At 41.1% G+C, this 23160-nt stretch carries 15 protein-coding genes and 1 pseudogene; 7 read left to right on the forward strand and 9 right to left on the reverse strand.

What is annotated here, in order from left to right; all coding sequences use genetic code 11:
• Positions 1-4: 4 nt before the first annotated feature.
• From FNT16_RS19650 to FNT16_RS19670, 5 genes are all read right to left on the reverse strand, one after another.
• Positions 5-640, reverse strand: coding sequence for a bifunctional 4-hydroxy-2-oxoglutarate aldolase/2-dehydro-3-deoxy-phosphogluconate aldolase (locus FNT16_RS19650; protein WP_143873709.1), 636 nt, complete (start codon positions 638-640; stop codon positions 5-7).
• A 114-nt stretch (positions 641-754) separates the two neighbouring features.
• On the reverse strand, positions 755-1771 hold the full coding sequence (locus tag FNT16_RS19655; protein WP_143873710.1) for a sugar kinase: 1017 nt from the start codon (positions 1769-1771) through the stop codon (positions 755-757).
• Complete coding sequence (locus FNT16_RS19660) at positions 1768-3045, reverse strand: MFS transporter (RefSeq protein WP_143873712.1); 1278 nt, start codon at positions 3043-3045, stop codon at positions 1768-1770. The genes FNT16_RS19655 and FNT16_RS19660 overlap by 4 nt, the downstream gene beginning before the upstream one ends.
• A 16-nt stretch (positions 3046-3061) precedes the next feature.
• The gene (locus tag FNT16_RS19665) at positions 3062-4216 is read right to left on the reverse strand and encodes a mandelate racemase/muconate lactonizing enzyme family protein (RefSeq protein ID WP_143873714.1); all 1155 of its coding nucleotides are present in this window, start codon (positions 4214-4216) and stop codon (positions 3062-3064) included.
• Between the two features lie 22 nt (positions 4217-4238).
• Positions 4239-4898, reverse strand: a complete 660-nt coding sequence (locus tag FNT16_RS19670) for a GntR family transcriptional regulator (protein WP_246072553.1) — start codon at positions 4896-4898, stop codon at positions 4239-4241.
• A 534-nt stretch (positions 4899-5432) separates the two neighbouring features.
• Here FNT16_RS19670 and FNT16_RS19675 point away from each other — a divergent pair.
• The 6 genes from FNT16_RS19675 to FNT16_RS19700 all read left to right on the forward strand — a co-directional run bounded on the left by FNT16_RS19675 (position 5433) and on the right by FNT16_RS19700 (position 17392).
• Positions 5433-8189: a TonB-dependent receptor gene (locus FNT16_RS19675; protein ID WP_143873718.1), complete on the forward strand. Its 2757-nt coding sequence runs from the start codon at positions 5433-5435 to the stop codon at positions 8187-8189.
• Positions 8190-8254: 65 nt separating this feature from the next.
• Positions 8255-9811: a tryptophan halogenase family protein gene (locus FNT16_RS19680; protein ID WP_143873720.1), complete on the forward strand. Its 1557-nt coding sequence runs from the start codon at positions 8255-8257 to the stop codon at positions 9809-9811.
• 8 nt (positions 9812-9819) lie between these two features.
• The gene (locus FNT16_RS19685; RefSeq protein WP_143873722.1) at positions 9820-10542 is read left to right on the forward strand and encodes a SapC family protein; all 723 of its coding nucleotides are present in this window, start codon (positions 9820-9822) and stop codon (positions 10540-10542) included.
• Positions 10535-12871: an agarase gene (locus FNT16_RS19690; protein ID WP_143873724.1), complete on the forward strand. Its 2337-nt coding sequence runs from the start codon at positions 10535-10537 to the stop codon at positions 12869-12871. Before FNT16_RS19685 ends, FNT16_RS19690 begins: the two co-directional genes overlap by 8 nt.
• A 269-nt stretch (positions 12872-13140) precedes the next feature.
• Positions 13141-14967 (forward strand): arylsulfatase, encoded by a 1827-nt coding sequence (locus tag FNT16_RS19695; RefSeq protein WP_143873726.1) that lies wholly within the window; start codon positions 13141-13143, stop codon positions 14965-14967.
• Positions 14968-14980: 13 nt separating this feature from the next.
• Positions 14981-17392: an agarase gene (locus tag FNT16_RS19700; RefSeq protein WP_143873728.1), complete on the forward strand. Its 2412-nt coding sequence runs from the start codon at positions 14981-14983 to the stop codon at positions 17390-17392.
• 108 nt (positions 17393-17500) lie between these two features.
• Here FNT16_RS19700 and FNT16_RS19705 read toward each other — a convergent pair whose 3' ends face one another.
• Complete coding sequence (locus tag FNT16_RS19705; protein ID WP_143873730.1) at positions 17501-17848, reverse strand: FKBP-type peptidyl-prolyl cis-trans isomerase; 348 nt, start codon at positions 17846-17848, stop codon at positions 17501-17503.
• Positions 17849-17962: 114 nt separating this feature from the next.
• On the opposite strand from FNT16_RS19705, the pseudogene FNT16_RS19710 reads away from it, so the two are divergent.
• A pseudogene (locus FNT16_RS19710) lies at positions 17963-20148 on the forward strand (OsmC domain/YcaO domain-containing protein).
• A 181-nt stretch (positions 20149-20329) separates the two neighbouring features.
• On the opposite strand, the gene FNT16_RS19715 reads toward FNT16_RS19710, so the two are convergent.
• The 3 genes from FNT16_RS19715 to FNT16_RS19725 all read right to left on the reverse strand — a co-directional run bounded on the left by FNT16_RS19715 (position 20330) and on the right by FNT16_RS19725 (position 23156).
• Positions 20330-20629 carry a hypothetical protein gene (locus tag FNT16_RS19715; RefSeq protein WP_143873732.1) on the reverse strand — a complete coding sequence of 100 codons (300 nt, stop codon included), beginning with the start codon at positions 20627-20629 and terminating at the stop codon, positions 20330-20332.
• A gap of 35 nt (positions 20630-20664) precedes the next feature.
• Positions 20665-21198 carry a DinB family protein gene (locus tag FNT16_RS19720; protein ID WP_143873734.1) on the reverse strand — a complete coding sequence of 178 codons (534 nt, stop codon included), beginning with the start codon at positions 21196-21198 and terminating at the stop codon, positions 20665-20667.
• An 872-nt stretch (positions 21199-22070) separates the two neighbouring features.
• Positions 22071-23156, reverse strand: coding sequence for an endonuclease/exonuclease/phosphatase family protein (locus FNT16_RS19725; protein ID WP_143873735.1), 1086 nt, complete (start codon positions 23154-23156; stop codon positions 22071-22073).
• Positions 23157-23160: the final 4 nt, after the last annotated feature.

Consider the following 23160-nt stretch of genomic DNA (forward strand, 5'->3'; position numbering starts at 1 on the left):
TCTCTTATAATACTTTCAACGTATTAACAATTTTGCTAACACGTTTAATCAGTTCTTGTTTATCTTGGTTACTGAATACTGGCTTCGCTAAACTGCCGCCAATGCCGATTCCTTTTGCCCCACTTTGCATCCATTCAATAAAGTTATATTCATCAATCCCTCCTACCGGAAAAAACGGTATGTCCAGAAACGGCCCTTTAGCCAATGAAGCCAAATATTTACAACCGATTGGTTCAGCCGGAAACAGTTTTACAATATCCGCACCGGCTTTTTTCGCTTCAACCACATCCGTGGGGGTAAATGCGCCCATCAGTACGGGCAGTTCATGCTGGTTGGCAATACTGGCAACTTCTTTAGAAGTGTTAGGCGTCACTAAAAATTGCGCGCCCGCTTCAATCGCTTGTAACGCTATTTGCCCATCAATAATAGTGCCCGCACCAATAATGAGCTCTGGATATTTGGCGCGCAGCTCGGTTATTTTTTCGGCGTACCCGGGTGTATTACTGGTAATTTCTAATACCGCTACACCGGCTTCAATCATGCATTCGACAATATTGTTGATCAACTCGGGCGATTCAACGCGAATAATAACCACCAGCTTATGCTGGTTTATTTTATTTAGGATGTCTGATTTATTCATAATCTACTAAGTTCCGTCATCTGCTTTTAATTGACCAGAAAATAAATATCAATTGTTAACCAATCTATTTAAAGTAAAATTTTTTACGTATTTATCTTTTCCGACGCTGTACATTTAACGAATCACATGACCCGAAATTTGCCCTTGCGCAACCGTATTTATTTCTTGTTCATCCGACCAATGTTGGTCGCCATAACAGGTATGTGCCAATGCAAACGCCGCGTTGGCAAATTCAATGCTGTGTTGACAAGACCAGTCATTTAATAAGCCATGCAACAGCCCAGCTGCAAATGCATCTCCGGTTCCTAGCCTGTCTAAAATCTCAACTTCTAACCAGTTTGTAAGGTAATATTCGCCTTTTTCTAGATATACGGCAGCAAGCTGATTACTTGAAGCGCTATTGTGCTCACGGCAGGTAATTGCAGCGCAAAGATTAAAGCGGTTGTTTAAATAAGATGCGATCCGTTTTGCTTGTTCTATCGGATGCTTTTCATGAAAAGTTTGAGCAAAAACATCGGCAACTGAACCTGCGTTGGCAAAGGCTAAATCGCTATAGTGCAAAATCTGACTAAAATAGTGTTCTGGTACGCCCGCTTTTTGTTGCGCTTCGGTCCATAAACTACGTCTGAAATTAACATCAAATGCCACTTTAACGCCCATCTGATTTGCGGTTTTTGCCGCGATAACCAGCTCTTTAGCGCAATTTTCTGACAGAGCGGGCGTTATCCCCCCCAAAAAAAGCCAACTTTTGCCTTGTAATATCGTTTGCCAATTAAACTCGCCGGTTTGTATTGCAGAAAATGCAGAGTATTTTCTGTCATACACCACTCTAGATGGGCGAATAGATGCACCGAGCTCAATAAAATAACTGCCAATTCGTTCGCCGCCGCGCTGACAAAAAGTGGTATCAATACCGTATTGTTTAAGTGTCGCAAGACAATGGTCGCCAATTGGGTTATGCGGTAGTTTTGTAACAAACGTCACTTGATGACCCAAACGCCCGAGCGAACTGGCAACATTTGACTCTGCTCCGGCAAAATCCACTGCGTAATTTTTTGTGTTAACTAACTTTTGTTGCGGTTGCGCGGGTGTCAGGCGCTGCATTATTTCACCAAAAAACACGATGCTCATGCTTTTGCCTCCGTAACGGGCACTTCAATCGTTTCGACTTTGCCAACCAAAAATATGTAAGAAAATAAGCCCGTAAAAGCCAGCCCTGCAATTAACGCCAACGCAGGTCGAAAATCTCCGTCCTGAACTAAAAAGCCGATTAAAACCGGAACAATTACAGCGGATAAACCACCGATAAAATTAAAGCATCCGCCAACTAGACCCACCATATGTTTAGGCGCAATGAGCGAGACAAAAACCCAGTTAATTGAGGCTAAGCCGTTGCCAAAAAAGGTTAAAGATAAAAAGAATGTCACCCACAAGGTGCTATCCGTGTAATTAGCGAAAATCACGGAGCTGGATAAAAACAAACCTAAAATAATCGGCGTTTTACGCGCTAATTCATTTGAAAACCCTTTACGAACCAAAAGATCAGAAACAAACCCGGATAACAACACACCACAAAATGCCGCTAAAAAGGGTACAGATGCCAGAAAACCTGTTTTTAAATCACTGAAACCACGGTATTCAGCAAGGTAGGTTGGAAACCAAGTTAAAAAGAAAATTAAGGTGCCGCCAAGACAAAACTGACCTATGTATATGCCCCACAATTTTTTACTGGAAAATGCCAGTTTTAAATTTGCCCAGCTTACAGGTGTTTGTTTAGGTAAATGTTTAGGTGAATGTTCAGGTGTTTGCAGATTCGCCTGCGCCACTCCCGGTTGATCTTTCTTTTGTTCATCCGGTGCTTCTTTATAAAAAATGTACCAAATGACCGCCCAAACGATACCGATTAAACCCGATACGACAAACAAGCCACGCCAGCCAAACCATTCTTGAATCACAGCCAGTACAGGCATTAAAAATGCTAGCCCGATAAATTGACCAGAGGTGTAAATTGCAATGGCTCCTGCCCGCTCTTGCTCGGCAAACCACTGAGTAACAATTTTGTTATTGGCCGGATAACTGGGAGCTTCAAAAAAGCCGATCGCCATGCGGCAACCAATTAATGCGGCAACTGAACTCACCAAACCTTTAAAAACAGTCACCAGCGACCATGCAACAAGAATAAAAGGATACAATATACGAATGCGTACCGCATCCACCAACATACCACCCGGTATTTGCATGATTGAGTAAGTCCAAGCAAATGCAGAAAATATCAGCCCCATTTCGACCTTACTGATATTTAACTCAGCCGAAATTGCAGCTGCGGCCACAGATATATTGGTTCTATCCATGTAGTTAATTACGACACTGATAAAAATCAGCGCTAAGATTCCACCTTTTTTCATATTTAATCCCCAAGTTTTACCAATTGGTGTAGCTACCGTCAGGCTTGATTAAACGAGGCGGCTCCCAATATTTAAAATTTTGATTTTTGAGTTTATCTTCATTGACATCAATACCGAGCCCGGGTTGCTGCGAGACAGTAAACGCGTTGTTTTCAATGATCGGGCGGCGGCTAAAAATTTCATCGTATTCTGACAGGTCACCATCATACGGCGCCAATTCTAACCAGCTCATATTGGCAATCGCCGCGCAGTAGTGAATCGATGCGGCGGTGCAGATTGGACTTAACGGGTTATGTGGCATCATATCGATATAATTGGCTTCACACATGGCAGCAATTTTCATCGCTTCGGTAAATCCGCCTGCATTACAAATATCAATTCTCGCCATGTTCGTCAGACCACTGGTGATGTATGGCGAAAACTCCCACTTACTGGTTAACTCCTCACCGATGGCAAAAGGCACATCAACCATTTTCCGCAAATTTTGATAGGCAGTAATAGATTGATCGCGGATAGGTTCTTCTAAATAATCGATCGTACCGGGTGGCATGCGTTGGCAAAATGAAGCCGTTTCGGCGACCGTTAACCTGTGATGGTAATCAATACCTAAAACCGTTTCACTGCCCAATGCTTCCCGCGCCAGAGTCAACCAATGAGATGTTTTTGCGATAGATTTGCGACTATCAAATATGGTTTGTTGATTTGCTTGTCCATGCTCGCCTGTTGTCACCCGGATGGATTGCCAGCCTTGTTCTTTTAAGCGTAATAAGTCTTCAATGAGTCCTTGGTTAAAATCTTTTACAGAAGTTGCAAACAACGGAATTGAGTTTCGCTGTTTACCTCCTAACAATTGGTATACGGGTTGATTAAAATATTTGCCAGCCACATCGTACAATGCAATATCGATGGCAGAAATGGCGGCGGCCAGTACGCGTCCGCCTTCAAAATATTGGCTTCGGTATAACTCTTGCCAAATGGCAGAAATATTCAGAGGGTTTTGGCCAATCAAAAACTGTTTAAAATGTTCAATTGTACCGTTAACAGCTTTTTCGCGGCCAGATAAACCTGACTCGCCCCAACCATAAATTCCCTGATCAGTTTCCACTTTGACTAAACATACATTTCTAAAGCCAAGCCAAAATGTATAGGTTTTAATATCTGTAATTTTCATTTTATTTTCCTAACAAACAACCTTATTGAACCAAGACTTTCGACCAGTATTCGCCGCCTTGGCTTATATGGTCACTTAACGCTTGGATCGCGTCTTGCGGTTTTTTATTGACTAACGCAGATAAAATCTTTTCGTGTTCTTCGATGGCATGCTGACGGCGGGCTAAACTGATAGGAATGTTTCCATTCAAAGCTTGTAGTATCAGTTTATTTTTTTTCCACAAGTTAACAGCGCTCTGGTTATAGTGGTGTCTATACATTTGCCAGTGGAATTCAGTATCCAGCTCACGAAAACGCATATGCTCATCGGCATCTAAACCCCGCATTGCATACAGCACTTCGTTTAATTTAATCAAGCAGTCTTGGCTATATCTTTGGGTGTACCAATCAAATAAATAAGGTTCTAATAATTGCAAGATTTCGAAAACGTCACGCATGGTTTGATAAGTGAATTTGGCGACTCTGGCCCCACTGTTTTTTTGCGAGCTGACAAACCCTTCACCTTCTAACTGTTTGATCGCCTCGCGAATGGGGTTGATAGAGGTTTGATAACGCTTCGCCAATTGAGTGGTCACTAACCTATCACCACTGACGTAAACGCCTCGCGCAATATCCGCAAGGATTTGTGCGTACACTTTGTTATCGTGTTCAAAAAAGTCTCTAAAATAATCGCTGTCGGACATATTGCGTACAACCTGCCTTAAATTACACATAATCTTTAACTAGATTACACTCAAAAACTATTGTTAACAATATATAATTTAATGTTTTATACTTTTTAAAATTAATTATAATGATTTAACAGTGACAGAGAATAAATAAAATAAAACATAAAAAACATCAATTTCAATAGCTTACAAAGTTAAAGCAAAGAAAAAACAAATCCAAAAACAAACAAAACTCAAAATACTGTTTACAATTAATACTTGACACAACATGTTAACTAAAAGTAAATATAAAAAGGAAAGTGAAAGTGCGTGGATAAATTTTGATCTAAATGGTCGCAATTTTTTAGCGCACAGAGGAATAAAAAGCGATAAATCAAAACAAGATCTGGAAACCTAGCATTACATTGAATATTGTTGACAACCAACACTTGACAAATGTAGGCAATAAACAGTAATAATGTTACTGAGATGTTTGTATGGCTGGAACTACAAACAACACAGCCTGGAAGTTAGACACTCAATACTTAAAATAAACAAGAGGATTCAAAAATGCGTCACAGCATGTTTAAACTCAACACCGTGCTAATTTCAATGTTAGCCGCATCTGGGTTCACAACAACCGCTCAAGCACAACAATCACAAGCTGATGATCCAGAAATAATTCAAGTTACCGGTATTCGTAGCTCTCTTAATAAATCTGCAGCGATTAAACGAGATGCATCCGGCGTAGTCGATGCGATTTCAGCCGAAGATATTGGTAAATTCCCAGATACTAACCTTGCCGAATCACTACAACGTATTACCGGTGTTTCAATTGACCGGACCAATGGTGAAGGCAACCAAGTAACCGTTCGTGGTTTTGGCCCTAGTTTTAACCTCGTGACGTTAAATGGTCGTCAGATGCCCCGTTCTTCTTCGCTGTTAGACGATGGCATCCCACGCAACTTTAATTTTAGAGAAATATCCGCAGAATCCGTATCAGGTGTAGAAGTTCATAAATCAGGTAAAGCGCATGTATACTCTGGAGGTATAGGTTCAACGATTAACGTAACCACAGCCCGTCCGTTTGACCACCCAGGATTCAAAGCGGTAGCAAGTGCCAAAGCGGTCATGGATACTAGCAACAAAGACGGTCGAGATATCACGCCTGAATTGTTTGCCATGGTTAGCAACAATATGGATGGCGTTTTTGGTATTTCTTTGTCTTTATCACATGCTGAGCGTGATAGCGGAAAAGAACGCGCCGGTGCGGATATGAATTGGGGAAATGGTAGTAACAATGTTAACACCAGTGCGATAGATACAAGTAAAAACCCAACGAAAAAGGTATGGGCGCCTTTTACCTCAAGTGTGGATGTCTCGAATACAGAACGAACCCGTCAGAATGGTCAGTTGGTTTTGCAATTTGCGCCAACAGATGACTTAGTTGCGACGCTAGATTATACGCTCACACGTTTTGAACAAAAAACGCAAATGAACCGCATGAGTTTATGGTTTGACAGCCCAACAGGCACCGCTGACAGCAACGGTACACTAACCAACGCGGTGCAAACTGGCGATGAGCTCAACTTTTGGGCATGGGATTATTTTGAAAAAACCGAAGGGGATTCTTTAGGTTTAAACCTTGAATGGCATGCCACCGATTCATTAAAATTCACCTTTGATGCACATGACTCAACATCTGAATCAAACCCAGATGGCACAAACTCTGAAAATTTAGCCAACCTAGCCAACCCGGGTAAATTGGTCGATTACACAGTTGATTTCTCGGGTGAAATTCCGGGTATCACAATAGACGATTCGGCACTAGCAGGCGGCGCATTTAACAAAGATAATATTATTCCCGATCTATTCCAAACACGTGGCTTCCAAATCAAAAATAATATTAAGCAATATAATTTACAAGGTGAATGGGAACTAGACGCAGGTGCTTTATCAAAAGTTAACTTTGGAGTGTCGAATACCACTTACGCTGTAGATACCAAACAATTTGGTACTTTTGCTTTTGTTACAGATTTAGATATCTCAGGCTTAGATTTAACCTTTAAATCAACATCAGGTATGTTGGATGCATTTTCAGCCAATGGAAATATCTTTCCACAAATACCTCGCTATCAAGCATCTCAGTTTATTGAGTTAACGAAAGATCAAGATTTATTCTTCCAAGTTGCTCCAACGTTAAATGGTATAGAAGAAAAAACTAACGCAGCTTTTGTGTCTGCTGATTTTAATTTAGCTGCGGGCAATATGGATGTCTCAATCAATACCGGGCTCCGTTATGAACAAACTGACGTAACGGCCTACTCAGTACAAGAAGGCATTACCGCACTGCAATATTTTCATGTAGAGGAATTAAAAGCTGTACTTGACGGCAAACCGGTTGCTCAAAATTTAGAGGGTGATTACGACGCCTTGTTGCCTAATATTGATGTAAAAGTAGATTTAACTGACGAGTTAGTGGCCCGAGCTTCATACAGCAAAACCATCACACGTAGTGATATTGCGTCTATGTTCCCGTCTACTAACTTAATCGCACCACGACCAGGCGGACCTTATAACGCAAGTCAAGGTAACCCTAATTTATTACCGTTCGAATCAGACAATATCGATTTGTCGCTAGAATATTATTACGGCGATGCCAGTTATATCTCGGTTGGCTATTTTGTTAAAGATGTAGACAACTTTATTGGTTCTTCGTTGGAAAAACGCACAATCAATAATGTAGATGGTAACCCTTTAACCGATCCAAGTGTGAATCCAGCACCGGGTTGTCCTGACTCAGACATACCAACCCCGGCGTGTTTTGGGGACGAGAGCGATCCAGTTATCACTTGGGATGTCACAACAAACGGCAATATGGCTAAAGCAAAAGTCGATGGTTGGGAATTAAATGTACAACATATGTTTGCTCAATCTGGCTTTGGTGCGATTGCCAACTATACCCTTGTGGATGCCGACGTCGCATACAACCCATTTAACCTTGAATCACAAATGGCACTAGAGGGTTTAAGCGACTCTGCAAACTTAGTTGCTTTCTACGACGACAATGGTATTCAAGCACGTATTGCTTACAACTGGCGTGATGAATTCCTAAAACGTGGTGGTGCAAATCCGATTCATGTTGAGGCTTATGGACAGATCGACGCAAACGCAAGTTATGAAATTAACGACAATATTTCTGTGTTTGTTGAAGCACTGAATATTACGGACGAAGGTACACGCAGTTACGAGCGTTTCCCTGAGCAAGTATTAAGTGCGGAACAATTTGGCCCACGATTTAACTTAGGTGTGCGCGCATCATTCTAAGTTTGTTCATTCGACAAACTAAAAGGAGTGCTCTGGCACTCCTTTTGTTAATTTCGGATTAGTGTATGAATCCAACAACAAATTCGGTTTTGATTATTGGTGGCGGCTCTGCAGGCTGGATAACCGCAGCCGTTTTAGCTTCGCAAGTTAAACAGCAGTTTGAAAAACCGATAAACATAACCCTAATAGAATCGCCAGATGTCGCCACTATAGGTGTGGGGGAAGGCACTTGGCCGACGATGCGCAAAACGCTTAAGTCGATTGGAATTTCTGAAACAGAATTTATAAAAGAATGTGATGTTTCGTTTAAGCAGGGTGCAAAATTTGCCAAATGGCATACAGGTGAAGATGATGATTTTTATTTTCATCCGCTCATGTTGCCACAAGGTGATGGTGATTTTGACTTAACGCCATTTTGGCAAGTTTACAAAAATGCGTCTGATTGTACGCCGTCTTTTTCAAATGCGGTATGCTCGCAAGAAGCTATTTGCCAAGCGGGGTTAGCCCCTAAAACAATTACAACCGCTGAATACGATTCGATTGCCAATTATGCGTATCATCTAGATGCAGGCAAATTTGCCAAACTACTAAAAAAGCACTGCATAGAAAAATTAGGTGTGGTTTATACCCAAGATCACATAACTGATGTAAATGCAGATCAAGAAGACTTTATCCATTCTGTAACGACTAAAAATTTAGGCGCTATTAAAGCTGACTTTTTTATCGACTGTAGCGGTTTTAGCAGCCTAATAATCGATAAACATTACCAAATTCCGTTTAATAATTGCCAGCATGTTTTGTTTGCTGATTCTGCAATTGCAACGCAAGTGCCCTATCCGGATCCAATGTCACCTATTGCTTCACACACTATTTCTACCGCGCAAGCAAACGGTTGGATTTGGGATATCGGCTTACCCACGCGTCGGGGGGTTGGTTATGTTTATTCAAGTCACTATCAAACGGATGATCAAGCACTCGAGGTGCTCAAATCAAATTTAACACTTGATGAAACCAGTCAACTCAACTTCAAAAAAATTAAATTCACCCCAGGGCATAGAGAAAAATTTTGGCATAAAAATGCAGTTGCTATCGGTATGGCCGCCGGTTTTTTAGAACCACTTGAAGCGTCTGCACTAGTACTTATTGAAATTTCAGCGCAAATGATAGCCGAACAATTCCCAGTTAATCGCCAATCAATGCTGGGGCTGGCAAACCAATATAACCAAACGTCCTTGTACCGATGGCAACGTATTATCGACTTTTTGAAATTGCATTACGTCTTAAGTAATAGGCCAGAAAAATTCTGGCAGGATAATCGCAACCCTGAATCGATACCCAAATCACTGAGTGCCTTGTTGGATTTATGGCAACACATGCCGCCGTATGATCAACAATTTCCGCATGCTGTAGAGGTATTTCCGGCGGCTAGTTACCGCTATGTGCTGTTCGGTATGGGCTTTCAAACCCGGTTAACTGACCATGGACTCAATTTGACCGCAAAAACACACGCTGATGAGCATTTTCAAAACAACCAGATTGCCACCGACCAATTAATACAGTCTTTACCCAATAACCGAGTTTTACTGCAGCAAATTTACCAATACGGTTTGCAAAAAATTTAAGGAATATTATGAGTGATTATCAAATTTTAGACCCGAAGACTCATGCTAAATTAACGGTTGAACCGGCGCTTATCTTTGCCAATGCACATCATCAATTTGCACCTATTTGTTTAGCAGAGGTGCCACAGATAGCGGTCAATTACCCAATTTTTATTGCTAAACACCCGAATACAGGACAATTTGGCTTGCAAGCTATGCTTGGATTAAATGCGCAAGAAAACTTGTTTTTACAAGAAAATACCTGGCAAAGCGCTTATGTACCACTTTATTTTGCAACACAACCTTTTCGCTTAAGCGTTGAGCAAAACGATTTAAGCAATGCAAAAGTTACAGTTGACGTTGAACATGCCAGTGTACAGGCTGAAACCGGTGACGCTCTGTTTGATAAAAATTCGAATCAATCCGACATACTCAAAAAAGCTATCGCCTCATTACAACAGTTGTTTGCCTCTATTCAACATAACCAAAACTTTTTTAATACGCTGAGTAATTATGAATTACTAGAGCGCGTGCAGTTAAACATCAATGCAAATTACAGCAGCAATTTATCTACAAGCGCGCTGTACAACATCAATGAACGGGCGCTGAATAAACTATCATCTGCACAAACGCATGAACTCCATCAATCAGGATATTTGGCGGCATGCTACTTAATTCTCGCTTCAAAACTTAAGGTTCAATCACTAATAAACTTAAAACAACACAAACTACACGAGGTCGAAAATGCGTAAACTCCCCATTGCAGCAATGTTATCTGCAATATTATTAACAGCTTGTGACAACAACAGCTCACAAACGCAAAACACTGAAGTGACTGCCAGCCAGCCACTTGCAGTTATATGGAATGGCACAGAAAGCGCCGGTGTTAAAATAGGAAGTTGGGGAGCAGAAACCAAACTGACTAACAATGGCGTAAAAGTTGATTATCAATCTGATCATTACCGCCCTTCTGTTAAGTTCCACCCTGAGAAACCCTGGGATTGGTCAAATTATTCTGAGTTTAACATTGCGGTTGATATTAAAAACTTATCCGATGAATCAGTTCAGGTATACATCTCACTCACCGATGAAGCCGGCGTAAAAGAAGATATGGAAATTACGGGTAGCCGCGCCCGTTCTCTAACCCGTGCGGTTAACTTGGGTAAAGGTGAAGAAGGCACTTACTTTTTAATCATCGAAGGAAAATTCGTTGATACAGATGCTGGCATCAGAGAAAAACCACTACCTTGGCAAACAGACGAAGAAATGTTTGTCACGCGTTTTGGTAAAAAAGTGGACTTAAGCCGAATTACGGAAGTCGCATTTTTTGTCCGAGGCAACTTATCGGATAAACAAATTGAAATCAACAATATACGACTGCGTGCCAATCCAGAATATAACAAAGATTATTTACGCAATCTGGTGGATAAATTTGGTCAAAATGCCAAACAAGATTACCCACATAAAATCGATGATCTAAAAGAATTAAAAAATGCTGCCAACCAAGAGCTAGCAGAATTAAAATCAGGTGGCTTAATGGCCGACCGTTCACGTTTTGGCGGCTGGAAAAATGGCCCTAAACTCGAATCGACCGGGTATTTCAGAGTTGAAAAAATAGACGGCCGCTGGTGGATGGTTGATCCCGACGGTTACCTGTTTTTCTCACACGGGCCGGCTAACGTTCGTATGGCTAACTTAACCACCCTAACGGGTATCGATTTTAAAGATGAAAAAGTCAGATATATTGACCCAACACGGGTTACACCAGAAGATTCCGTCGGTATTGTGTCTGTTTCTGATGAAATTAGAAAAACTAAGTACGTATCTTCTGAACTACGCCATAACATGTTTACTTGGTTGCCGGATTATGATGATCCAATGGCCAAACACTACAGCTATCGTCGTGAAGTACACAAGGGTCCACTTAAATCAGGTGAAACTTTTAGTTTTTACCGAGCGAATCTAGAAAGAAGATATGGCGATAACTTTGAAGAAAAGTGGCAGCAAGTAACACTGGATCGTATGAATAACTGGGGCTTCACCTCATTTGGTAACTGGGTTGATCCGGCATTTTATCCTAATCAACAAGTCCCTTATTTCGCCAATGGCTGGATAATAGGTGATTTTAAAACCTTATCATCCGAGCATGATGTTTGGGCACCTTTACCAGATCCTTTCGATCCAGAATTTGCCCGACGTGCAAAAATTACAATTGATGTCATCGCTGAAGAAATTAAAGGTTCACCTTGGTGCGCCGGTATTTTCATTGATAACGAAAAAAGCTGGGGTATGCCAGAAGGCACCATTGATCAGCGTTATGGTGTCATTATCAGTACCTTGGCGCGCAGTGATGCCGACAGCCCAACTAAAGCACACTTTACTGAATATCTAAAAGGCAAACATAATAGTATTGAGCAATTCAATAAAGCTTGGGGTTTAGATCTTGCCAACTGGCAAGCGGTAAGCCAAGGCGTTAAATTATCCGCCCCATATACGGATGCATTGACCGCTGATTTATCTTATATGCTTGAATCTTTATCTGATCAATACTTTAAAGTTGTCCACGATACATTAGAAAAAGCATTGCCAAATCACTTATATATGGGCGCTCGCATGGCCAACTTCGGTATGCCAAAAGAAACCATCAAAGCATCAGTTACCTACTCAGATGTGCTATCGTTCAATATTTATGAAGAAGGTGTACAACCGGAAGAATGGGGCTTTTTAACCGAAATTGATTTACCGGTTGTAATTGGCGAATTCCATATTGGCTCGACGACAGATGCAGGCTTATTCCACGCAGGTTTAGTGCAATCAGACAATCAGGCAGATCGCGCACAAATGTATTTAGATTATATGCATAGTGTTGTTGCCCATCCTAATTTTGTTGGCGCGCACTGGTTCCAGTATATTGACTCGCCAATTACCGGCCGGGCTTTTGATGGCGAACCTTACAATGTTGGTTTTGTTTCAACTACGGATATCCCGTATCCACACATGGTCGATGCAATTAAAGACTTTATGGGCGACATTTATCCTAAGCGTTTTAAAGGTGAATTTGATAGCCCCGAATACAAATAAAGAGTTGCAAATAAAGAGTTATAAAAATAAAGCGCTATAAATTAGTGCGTTATAATATAACCGACCAACAATGCCGCTCGTAAAAACAGAGCGGCATTTTTTTTAAATATTAATAAACTAACGGGTGATCAACCTGCATTTTAAAGCCATATATAAATAAAACCGCATGCCTTTATAGGTAAATTATTAAATTAATACTTCAAATTCGTTAATACACTCTATACAATTGTTAACAGTTATCAATCCATGCAATTGCAACAAGGGTTAAAATGAGAATTATAACGCTGCTCTATTTGTTACTTAATTTGTTACTTATCACTTTTGCAGTGAGTGCACAAAACGCGCAACCGAATGTTATTGTAATTGTCTCTGACGACCAAGGTTATGGTGATTTCTCAATTCATGGTAACCCAATAATAAAAACACCAAACTTAGACAAACTCGCTAATGAGGGCGTCAGATTAACCGATTTTCACGTTGACCCAACATGTTCCCCTACCCGCGCGGCATTAATGACAGGCAGATACTCAGCCAGAGTCGGCGCATGGCTTACCTTTGCCGGTCGCAACCATATGTATAAAGAAGAAGTGACCATGGCGGATGTTTTCAAACATAACGGATACCGCACCGCGATATTTGGTAAATGGCACTTAGGCGACAATTACCCTTTCCGCCCGACAGATAGAGGGTTTGATAAAAGTTTTATTCACGCTGGTGGCGTAGCGGGTGAAATTCCGGATTATTGGCAAAATGATTATTTTGACGATACCTATTTTGACAATGGTAAGCCGACAAAAGTATCTGGTTATTCAACCGACATCTGGTTTGAGCAGGCTAAAAATTTTATTAACGAACAACAATCTAAGCCGTTTTTTATTTATCTCGCAACCAATACGCCACATGGCCCTTTTAATGTACCCAACGAATTTGCAGAGCCTTACCGAAAGTTAGGGGTGCCAGAAACGCGCGCACGCTTTTATGGCATGATAAACACCATTGATAATAATGTTGGCAAGTTACGTAGGTTCTTAGAAAAAAACAAACTAGCCGATGATACTTTAATTATCTACCTTACAGATAATGGCACCACCGCAGGCGCTGATGGTCCCAACAATGGTCAAATAACAGGTGGTTACAACGCGGATATGCGGGGCCGTAAAACGTCTCCTTTTGAAGGTGGACACAGAGCAGCGAGTTTTTGGCACTGGCCAAATGGCGGCTTAACGGGCGGCAAACAGTATCATCATTTAACCGCCCATTTAGATTTACTGCCAACATTTGTTGATATGTTCAACATGCAGTTGCCCAAACCCATTAATTTTGACGGTTCGAGTATCAAAACAATTTTAACCGGTGAATTCCCGCTTGAACAACAAAACAGAACATTAGTCGTTCACAACCAAGCAAGATTTGGCAGCTCGCTCGGTGACGGAAGTTTAGTAAAATACCGTGATTATGCGGTGATGCATAATCATTGGCGGTTAGTCGATAAACAGCTATTTGATTTATCAAACGATCCGTCACAAAAAAACAACCTAGCAAAGCAGCATCCGGATTTAATGAATCAACTTTCAGCCTATTATGAAAACTGGTGGCAAGACATCAGTCAAAACGAAAGGCTCTCACCCACCGTTTTAGATACGCAACACCAGCCAGAAGTGTTTTTGACTGCACAAGCATGGAAAGGCGATAAAGCCACATACGATCAGTCTCATGTTATTGCCGGTGTGCCCAATCGAGGCATTTGGCATGTACAAGTAAAAACACCCGGCCGTTACAAAATCACGTTTGCTCGCTGGCCACGTGAAGCAAATCTTGGATTTAACGAAGGTTATGTTCGAGCGATGAATAATCCGGGCTTAGATCCAAACTTTACGCTTTATCAATACAAGCCCAAAACACTCAATATTAAGTCAGTATTTTTTAAGCTAAACGATAAGACAATCGCCAAAGCAAATGTTTCGCATGATAAACAAACTGAAGTAAGTTTCGAATTCGACTTAAGCACTGGTTTACACACATTGGAAGGTGTAATGCAAACCAACAGCGGACAACTAATTAGTGCCTATTACCTGTATATCAAACCAAGCAATTGAGATATAAAATAAAATGTTAAAAACTAACCTATATAAATGGTCTGTTATCGCCGCAAGTTGTTTCTTAAGTACAGCTTGTTTTGATAACGAAACAAACTCCGCCGCTCAATCAACAATGGCTGAAAAAACCGCACAGGCCGACGAAGCTCAAGCGGGTACGGAAATTATGTATGATTTTGAAGGCAACAGCATTCCTGCATCCATTAAGTTTGGCAACGCCGAAGGCGAATTGATTCAATCAAATGGCGTAACTCAGGGGAACAAAGCGTTAAAAGTTAAATTTAATTCTGCTAACAAGCCTTATTCGTCAATTAGCTTTGAGCCAGAAACCCCATGGGACTGGAGCCAATACGATAGTTTTAATATTGCATTTGATATTGCCAACGAGGGTGAAGTTTCAGTGTTTATGAAACTAGGTGTCACTGATATTGATGGTAGCAACTATACACGTTCAGTTGTTGTACCGGTTGGCAAATCGAAAACCTATTATTCAAAGATGGCCGGACATGACGTTGGAAGCCCTGATTCAGATTTAGGCGATAGCGTTGAGCTTAACCTCAGTTCGGGTTTGCGTTCGAATCCTCCGACATGGTCATCAGAAGATGTGCAATTTGTTTGGATGTGGGGCAATAAAAACCTGAATTTAAAAGGTATTAAAAAAATTAACTTTACGCTTGAACACAACCTGCGTAACAAAGAAATTATTATCGACAACATTCGAATTCGTCCAAACCCCAAACTCAACCCTGACTACTTAGTGGGTATCGTGGATAAATTTGGCCAATCGTCAAAACAAGAATTCGAAGAAAAAGTACATTCTGAAGCAGAATTAATTGAAGTTAAAAATAAAGAACTCGCGCGTCTTAACGATGGTGAAATGCTTGATGGACGCTCTCGTTTTAGTGGCTGGGAAGACGGCCCTAAATTTGAAGCAACCGGTTATTTCAGAACTCAAAAAATAGGCGATAAATGGTCGCTGATTGATCCAGAAGGCTATATTTTCTTTACCTCAGGTATCGCCAATGTTCGAATGTCTAATACCACCACAGTGACAGGTTATGATTTCGCTAAAGATACCATTAAACAGCGCTCAGCGGACGATGTAACGCCGGAAGATTCTGAAGGCTTAAACACCCCACCAGCAGAAGCCATCCCAACCAGACATGTGGTTTCAGAAACACGTAAAAACATGTTTCAGTGGTTACCGGATTATACAGACCCGCTTGCCGGTAACTATGGTTATCGCCGTGAAGTACATTCAGGCCCCATTGAGCATGGTGAAGTATTTAGTTTCTATATGGCGAACTTAGAGCGCAAGTATGGTGAAACAACCCCATATTCTTATGTCAATAACTGGGGTAAAGTGACCCTAGATCGCATGCGTAGCTGGGGATTTACCTCGTTCGGAAACTGGGTAGACCCAATATTTTACGACAACAAAAAAATGCCTTATTTCGCCAATGGCTGGATAATTGGTGATTTTAAAACAGTTTCTAGCGGCAATGATTTTTGGTCTCCTCTGCCAGATGTATTTGATCCTAAATTTGCTGAACGAGCCGATGTAACCTTAAAAGTGGTGGCAGATGAAGTAAAAGGCAGCCCTTGGTGTGTGGGTGTGTTTGTTGACAATGAAAAAAGTTGGGGCCGACCGGGCCGACCTGAAAGCGAGTTAGGTATTGTCATTCACACCTTAAACCGCGATGGTGCAGACGTGCCCACTAAAAATATGTTTACCCAAACGTTAAAGAAACAATATGGTGACATTAAAAAGTTAAACCAAGCATGGGACTTATCTCTAAGCTCGTGGGATGCGTTCCAAAAAGGTGGGTTTGATACCGCACCATCTAATAAAAACCGCATTGCAGATTACGAAAACCTACTTTATCTCTATGCTAAGCAGTACTTTAAAGTAGTAGACGGCGCATTGGCTAAGTACCTGCCGAATCACTTGTATATGGGCGTTAGATTTGCTGGCTGGGGCATGCCTGCACCTGTGGTGAAAGCGGCATCTGAATACGTAGATGTATTAAGTATTAACTTATATAAAGAGGGGTTAATTCCCTCTACTTGGAAGTTTCTTGAAAAATTAGATATGCCGGCGGTTATTGGTGAATATCACTTTGGCACTACATCTTCTGGTTTCTTCCATCCGGGGTTAATTGCAGCGGCTGATCAAAAAGATCGGGCGCGTATGTATAAAGAATACATGCACTCGATTATCGACAATGATTATTTCATCGGCGCACATTGGTTCCAGTATATTGACTCGCCTATCACTGGTCGGGCTTATGACGGTGAAAACTATAATATCGGTTTTGTTTCGGTTACCGACGTGCCCTACAACGCTATGGTTGATGCCGCTAGAGAAGTGAATGGCACGCTATACGAGCGAAGATTCAAAGCACTGCTAGATAAAAAAGAATAGCCTTGCTCTTTGGTTAATCTTAAAAAGGCTTAAATTAATTTAAGCCTTTTTTTATTTACCTAATGTTGTGCCTAGCCGTTTAAGGCAAACACAAAATATAACAGGCGATCAATCATCGCGTGTTAATACTTCCAACAGCTCAATTTCAAAGGTTAAATCTGAATGAGCTGGCAGCTTATCGCCCATGCTGCGTTCACCATAAGCTAGGTGAGACGGTACAAACAGTTTGCGTTTACCTCCGACTTTCATACCCAATATGCCTTGGTCCCAGCCTTTAATCACTCGGCCTGTACCAATCACGCATTGAAACGGACGTCCTTTATCATACGATGAATCAAACTTGCTACCATCCGTTAAATAACCGACATAGTTTGTGGTAATTAATGCACCTTTTACGGCTTCTTTGCCATCCCCCACCACAATATCTGTGATTTCAAGCTCTTTTGTATCTGTCATAAGCTGTTCTCTGAGAAAAATTTGGATTAATTCAAGACGTCTGCTTCAAAAATCTGGATAATACGCCCATATTGGTAACATGTTAAACACTCACCCAGTGAATTGGAATTATTGATGGAAATTAAAGTAAATTATTTAGACAACCTACGCCTCGAAGCCAAATTTGACGATTTTACCGTCATTTCCGACCAACCAATTCGTTATAAAGGCGATGGCTCTGCACCGGGTCCATTCGACTATTTTTTAGCCTCATCCGCTATGTGTGCGGCCTATTTTGTGAAAGTCTATTGTGCAGCACGTGATATTCCTACCGACAATATTCGTTTAGCGCACAACAATATTGTTGACCCGGAAAACCGCTATAAACAACAATTTAAAATTCAAATAGAACTCCCAGAGAGCATTTCAGAAAAAGATCGCATCGGTATTTTGCGCTCAATCGACCGCTGCACAGTTAAAAAAGTAGTGCAAACCGGCCCTGAATTTGTTGTTGAGGCAGTTGAAAGTTTAGCGCAAGACACCTCAGCCATGATAATGGTTGAGACCGATGAAAATAACCAAACCTATATTGTTGGTAAAGATTTACCACTTGAACTAACCATTGCCAATATGACGCAGCAACTGGCTGATTTAGGGATGAAAATAGAGGTTTCATCATGGCGCAACATAGTGCCTAATGTTTGGTCATTACATATTCGCGATGCTGCCTCCCCGATGTGTTTTACCAATGGTAAAGGTTCGAGCAAAGAAAGTGCTTTATGTAGCGCGTTGGGCGAATTTATTGAACGGTTAAACTGTAACTTTTTCTACAACGACCAATTTTTAGGTGAAGACATCGCCAACGCTGAGTTTGTCCATTACCCGAATGAAAAATGGTTTGAATTAACCGAAGACGACTCGCTGCCAGCCGGTATTTTAGACGACTACTGCTTAGATATTTTTAACCCAGACGGTGAGTTGCAAGGTTCGCATTTAATTGACACCAACTCAGGTAATGTTGAGCGCGGCATTTGTTGCATTCCGTACACACGCCATAGCGATGGCGAAACGGTTTATATGCCATCTAACATTATTGAAAACCTGTTTTTAAGCAATGGCATGAGCGCGGGCAACAATATTTTTGAAGCGCAAGTGCAATGCTTATCAGAAATATTTGAGCGTGCAGTTAAACGACAAATTATCGAGCAAGAAACTGTTTTGCCAGACGTGCCACAAGCGGTATTAGCCAAATACCCAAGCATAGTGGCGGGCATTGAAGGCTTAGAGCAACAAGGTTTTCCAGTATTGGTTAAAGATGCATCATTGGGGGGCAATTCCCTGTGATGTGCGTAACCATCATGAATCCTAAAACCGGTGGCGTGTTTGCCTCATTCGGTGCACATCCAAGCTTTGAAGTTGCATTAGAACGCAGCTTAACCGAGCTATTACAAGGCCGCAGTTTTGAAGGGTTAAATGATATTCCAAAACCCACCTTTAATAGCATGGCGGTATCTGAGCCTGAAAACTTTGTTGAGCATTTTATCGACTCAACGGGGGTAATTTCATGGCGCTTCTTTAGCAGTAAATCTGAATTCGAATTTGTTGAATGGGATTTTTCTGGCAACAATCAACAAGAATGCGAAACCTTATTCGGTATTTTAGCAGATTTAGGCAAAGAAGCTTATGTCGCGCAGTTTGATCAGCTCGGCGCCAGTGCGTGTCGCATACTGGTACCTGGTTATTCTGAAGTATATCCAGTTGAAGATTTAATTTGGGACAATACCAACAAAGCGCTGCAATACCGTGAAGATATTCTCAATATCCACAAACTGTCAGACGATGCATTAGTCGATTTAGTTGAACGATTAGAAGAAAGCCAACTAGACAATTATATCGACATTATCACGCTGATTGGCATTGAGTTTGACGAAAACACTGTTTGGGGCCAGTTAACGATACTTGAGCTGAAAATTCTGATTTACCTTGCGTTAGGTGAACTTGAAGAAGCCATCGAGTTAGTGGGTGAGTTTTTACAATACAACGACAACACAGTTGAACGTAATTTGTTTTATCAAGCCGTACACGCAGCATTAGAAGTGACTTTAGACGACGAGTTAGCGTTAGATGATTTCATCTTTAACTTTAAACGCATGTTTGGTGACGAAGTAATGGAAAATGTAGTGGGTTCAATTACAGGTGAGGTTAAGTTTTATGGTTTAACCCCAACCAGTATGAAGCTGGAAGGCTTAGACAGACATTTACGTTTAATCGACAGTTACAAAAAATTGCACAACGCACGTAAAAAAGCGGCCGGATTGTAATTTTTATATCCCCTGCAGGACTTTACAGCCAACGACTCAAAATACTGTAAAGTCCTTCGCTAAACCTACTTCAAGCTATGGCTCACGACCCAACTCCAACTTTTTTACCTTGAGCAGCAACTGAGTACCCACCTAATAACTGAATAACAGATTGTTAGGTAAGGTGAGGATGAGTCGGCTTTTATTTATCATTTATGCGTTTTAACGGTATTTTTTTAAACTTAAGTACCATAAACACACAAGCTAGACCTGAAGCGATAGCTGCAAGTGCCCCTATATTTAATGATTGCCCTTTACTAAATGATAAGGACAAAAATAAAAAACCAAAAAGTACAGCACCAACACCTAGGCCACCTAGGAACCCTTTACCTGCTGCATTTATTAAAGTTATGCATTTATTCATCCAACCCTCTTTGTAATAAGTCATGTTAGAACGACCTTTTGCTGACTCGTATTGGTTTAACTTAAAATATCCTAGCATATCTTTAAACCCACGCCAGTTAAAGTTCAGCCTTCTTACTCGCTTGGAATCCTAGCAACTAGGTCTGTTACTCCTAAGTCGATACCAACTTGGTTTAATAGAGTCGAAATTTGACCCCGGTGGTGGGTTTGATGATTAAAAAAATGCTGAACAAGATAGCCAAGGTTTTTATTAAACATCTCACCTTTAGTGTTGCTATAGGTTAAATTCGACGATAAAACGTCGTTACTAAGCTCTTGAGTAAAGTCTTTAATAATCAAGTCTATTTTGCTTCGTGTAATTTCTAGCGCCTCAAACTCATGATGTAGAATCGTATCAAGCGACTTCGGTTTGTCCAGCGTTCGAACGTAATTAAGAGAGTTTAATTCTGATGGATGCTCTGCAAATCGCTTAAGCCAGATTATGTCCCCGACAAGAACATGATTAAGCGTTCCAATGATTGAACCAAAGAAGGCTCCGCGATTTTTAGACAGAGCACCTGCTCTGAGATTTGAAGCAGCCAGATAGATATTTTGATTCATCCACTGGTTGTAATCTGCCATCAACTCAAAGTTTGATTTTAGATACATGATTTTCCTTTAGGTAAAACGCAGCGTTCTAAAGATATAAAAACTTAACATTTATTCAACAGGTCCACCACACCGCAAAATAAAGCGCTCGAGGTTTTAATCAAATAACTGCTAATTCCGGCAGTCATTTTATTGGAATCTACCACTTTTCAGTTGTCGTTGACACCAGCCACACTCAAACCCCATTAAATACTTCATATTTAACCTATACCAACAAGTTAAAATTGCAAGGTAAAAAACCATTGAGCGCTGTTAAAATTGCGCGTAGTACCATTCAATTTTGCAATAAGCACATATACCCCCCCATGGATTTAGCTTTACCTTGGCCAACTTTTTTACTGTACTAAGCCACTGGATGTTCACCTAATAACTGGACAACAGATTGTTAGTATATGGCAAGCTGAGTAGGCACTTATTTAATCTCGCTATTTATATCATCGCCGTGTGATGGCTGAAAATATCGTCATGATTAACCACTACACTGCCACTTGCCCTTGCTACCACAATTAAATGCTTTGCATCGGCGTGATACGCAAACGGATTTACATCAATTCCGATCTTATGACGTGTAAAGATACACTAATGCCGTGATTGTAGGACGCAGAAAAACAGTCCAACAATAGGGCGTGTTTATCTTTGTATTATTTTTGAGCAATAGGCTATTTTAATCATTAACAAAGCAGAATGAGTGGGGTTTAGTCATTCTAAATAAACGAATTCTAATGCCGTTAAGGGTTAAAATAGCCATTGCCCTTCGGGCTGAGGCAAAAATTATAAACAAAGATAAACACGCCCTAGGATTAAGTTACGGCTTCGCGCAACCTACCTTTTTTATAAGGCGACTGGTATACGCTTTGCTTAGTTGTTCTTCCTTATTTAGACTCTCCTGGTTCTGGTACATCGTTCTTTCTTACGTCCTGTTCTTCAGCAATTTCTCTGGCCCAATCATGGTCGGAAGCATCTGAGTCTAACCCTTCTTGATCAGCCCCTTTCATCGGAAAAAATGTTAATCTAGTCAGTAAAGCAAAATGGTCAGAACCGATCGAGGGTAATCGTTTGATTAAGTTTAAAGTAAAATGTTGGCTGTGAAACAGGTGATCTAAAGGCCAGCGCAGAAAAGGAAAGTCTGCATGAAAGGTATTGTACATACCTCGCCCTACCCGCGGATCTAATAAGCCACTAATTTTACGAAAAAGGCGCGTTGTGGCTGACCATGCTACGTCATTAAGATCACCCGTAACTATGACAGGTAGATCACTTTCGGCAACACTTCGGGCCACAATCACTAACTCGGCGTCCCGCTCTGCTGACTCTGGATTTTCAGTCGGACTAGGAGGAGCTGGGTGAAGAAAGTGCATGCGGACTGTTTTGCCTGAGCGTAATGTCAGTGTTGTGTGTATGGATGGAACATCTTCCTCGACTAAGTAAGAGATTTCCTGATCATTTAAAGGTAATCTTGAAAAAATATGCATACCGTAAAGGTTGTCCAGCGGGCATTTCACGCTGTAAGGCATATCAGCTTCCAGCACTTTGAGCTGATCTTCCCACCACTGGTCAGATTCCAGTGTGACAAGAACATCGGGATTATATTCTCTTACCATTTGAATGAGCAGATCTGCATTTCGGTTAGGTGTTAGGACATTGGCCGTCAAAATACTGATTTGATTTTCAAAGCTTCCGCTAGCTTTCTTAACTTCGATTGGCCACAAGAATGTATAAGGTAAAATCCACCATAATTGCCAAGTTAGGCACAGAGTAGCGATTAAGATTAACAGCCAGGTTAATGCCGATTGCATATTGAGAAACAGAAAGTCAGCAACGAGCAGAGTAGCTATGAAAATAGCAAATTGGAGGCGCGGAAAGTCCATCCCTCTGATGACCCAGTGTGGATGACGTGAAAGTGGAAGCAAAGTTAACAGTAAGGCTAATGCTGTAAAGAAAATAAGTATTGATATCATATCT

The organism is Catenovulum sediminis, from assembly GCF_007289895.1.
GTDB lineage: Bacteria > Pseudomonadota > Gammaproteobacteria > Enterobacterales > Alteromonadaceae > Catenovulum > Catenovulum sediminis.

What these genes read in the sequence shown, in the direction of transcription:
- FNT16_RS19655 (WP_143873710.1), bottom strand. Translation starts at nt 1,771, where the DNA reads ATGAGCATCGTGTTTTTTGGTGAAATAATGCAGCGCCTGACACCCGCG.
- FNT16_RS19665 (WP_143873714.1), bottom strand. Translation starts at nt 4,216, where the DNA reads ATGAAAATTACAGATATTAAAACCTATACATTTTGGCTTGGCTTTAGA.
- FNT16_RS19675 (WP_143873718.1), top strand. Translation starts at nt 5,433, where the DNA reads ATGCGTCACAGCATGTTTAAACTCAACACCGTGCTAATTTCAATGTTA.
- FNT16_RS19650 (WP_143873709.1), bottom strand. Translation starts at nt 640, where the DNA reads ATGAATAAATCAGACATCCTAAATAAAATAAACCAGCATAAGCTGGTG.
- FNT16_RS19670 (WP_246072553.1), bottom strand. Translation starts at nt 4,898, where the DNA reads ATGTCCGACAGCGATTATTTTAGAGACTTTTTTGAACACGATAACAAA.
- FNT16_RS19705 (WP_143873730.1), bottom strand. Translation starts at nt 17,848, where the DNA reads ATGACAGATACAAAAGAGCTTGAAATCACAGATATTGTGGTGGGGGAT.
- FNT16_RS19725 (WP_143873735.1), bottom strand. Translation starts at nt 23,156, where the DNA reads ATGATATCAATACTTATTTTCTTTACAGCATTAGCCTTACTGTTAACT.
- FNT16_RS19695 (WP_143873726.1), top strand. Translation starts at nt 13,141, where the DNA reads ATGAGAATTATAACGCTGCTCTATTTGTTACTTAATTTGTTACTTATC.
- FNT16_RS19700 (WP_143873728.1), top strand. Translation starts at nt 14,981, where the DNA reads ATGTTAAAAACTAACCTATATAAATGGTCTGTTATCGCCGCAAGTTGT.
- FNT16_RS19685 (WP_143873722.1), top strand. Translation starts at nt 9,820, where the DNA reads ATGAGTGATTATCAAATTTTAGACCCGAAGACTCATGCTAAATTAACG.
- FNT16_RS19690 (WP_143873724.1), top strand. Translation starts at nt 10,535, where the DNA reads ATGCGTAAACTCCCCATTGCAGCAATGTTATCTGCAATATTATTAACA.
- FNT16_RS19680 (WP_143873720.1), top strand. Translation starts at nt 8,255, where the DNA reads ATGAATCCAACAACAAATTCGGTTTTGATTATTGGTGGCGGCTCTGCA.
- FNT16_RS19660 (WP_143873712.1), bottom strand. Translation starts at nt 3,045, where the DNA reads ATGAAAAAAGGTGGAATCTTAGCGCTGATTTTTATCAGTGTCGTAATT.
- FNT16_RS19720 (WP_143873734.1), bottom strand. Translation starts at nt 21,198, where the DNA reads ATGTATCTAAAATCAAACTTTGAGTTGATGGCAGATTACAACCAGTGG.
- FNT16_RS19715 (WP_143873732.1), bottom strand. Translation starts at nt 20,629, where the DNA reads ATGCTAGGATATTTTAAGTTAAACCAATACGAGTCAGCAAAAGGTCGT.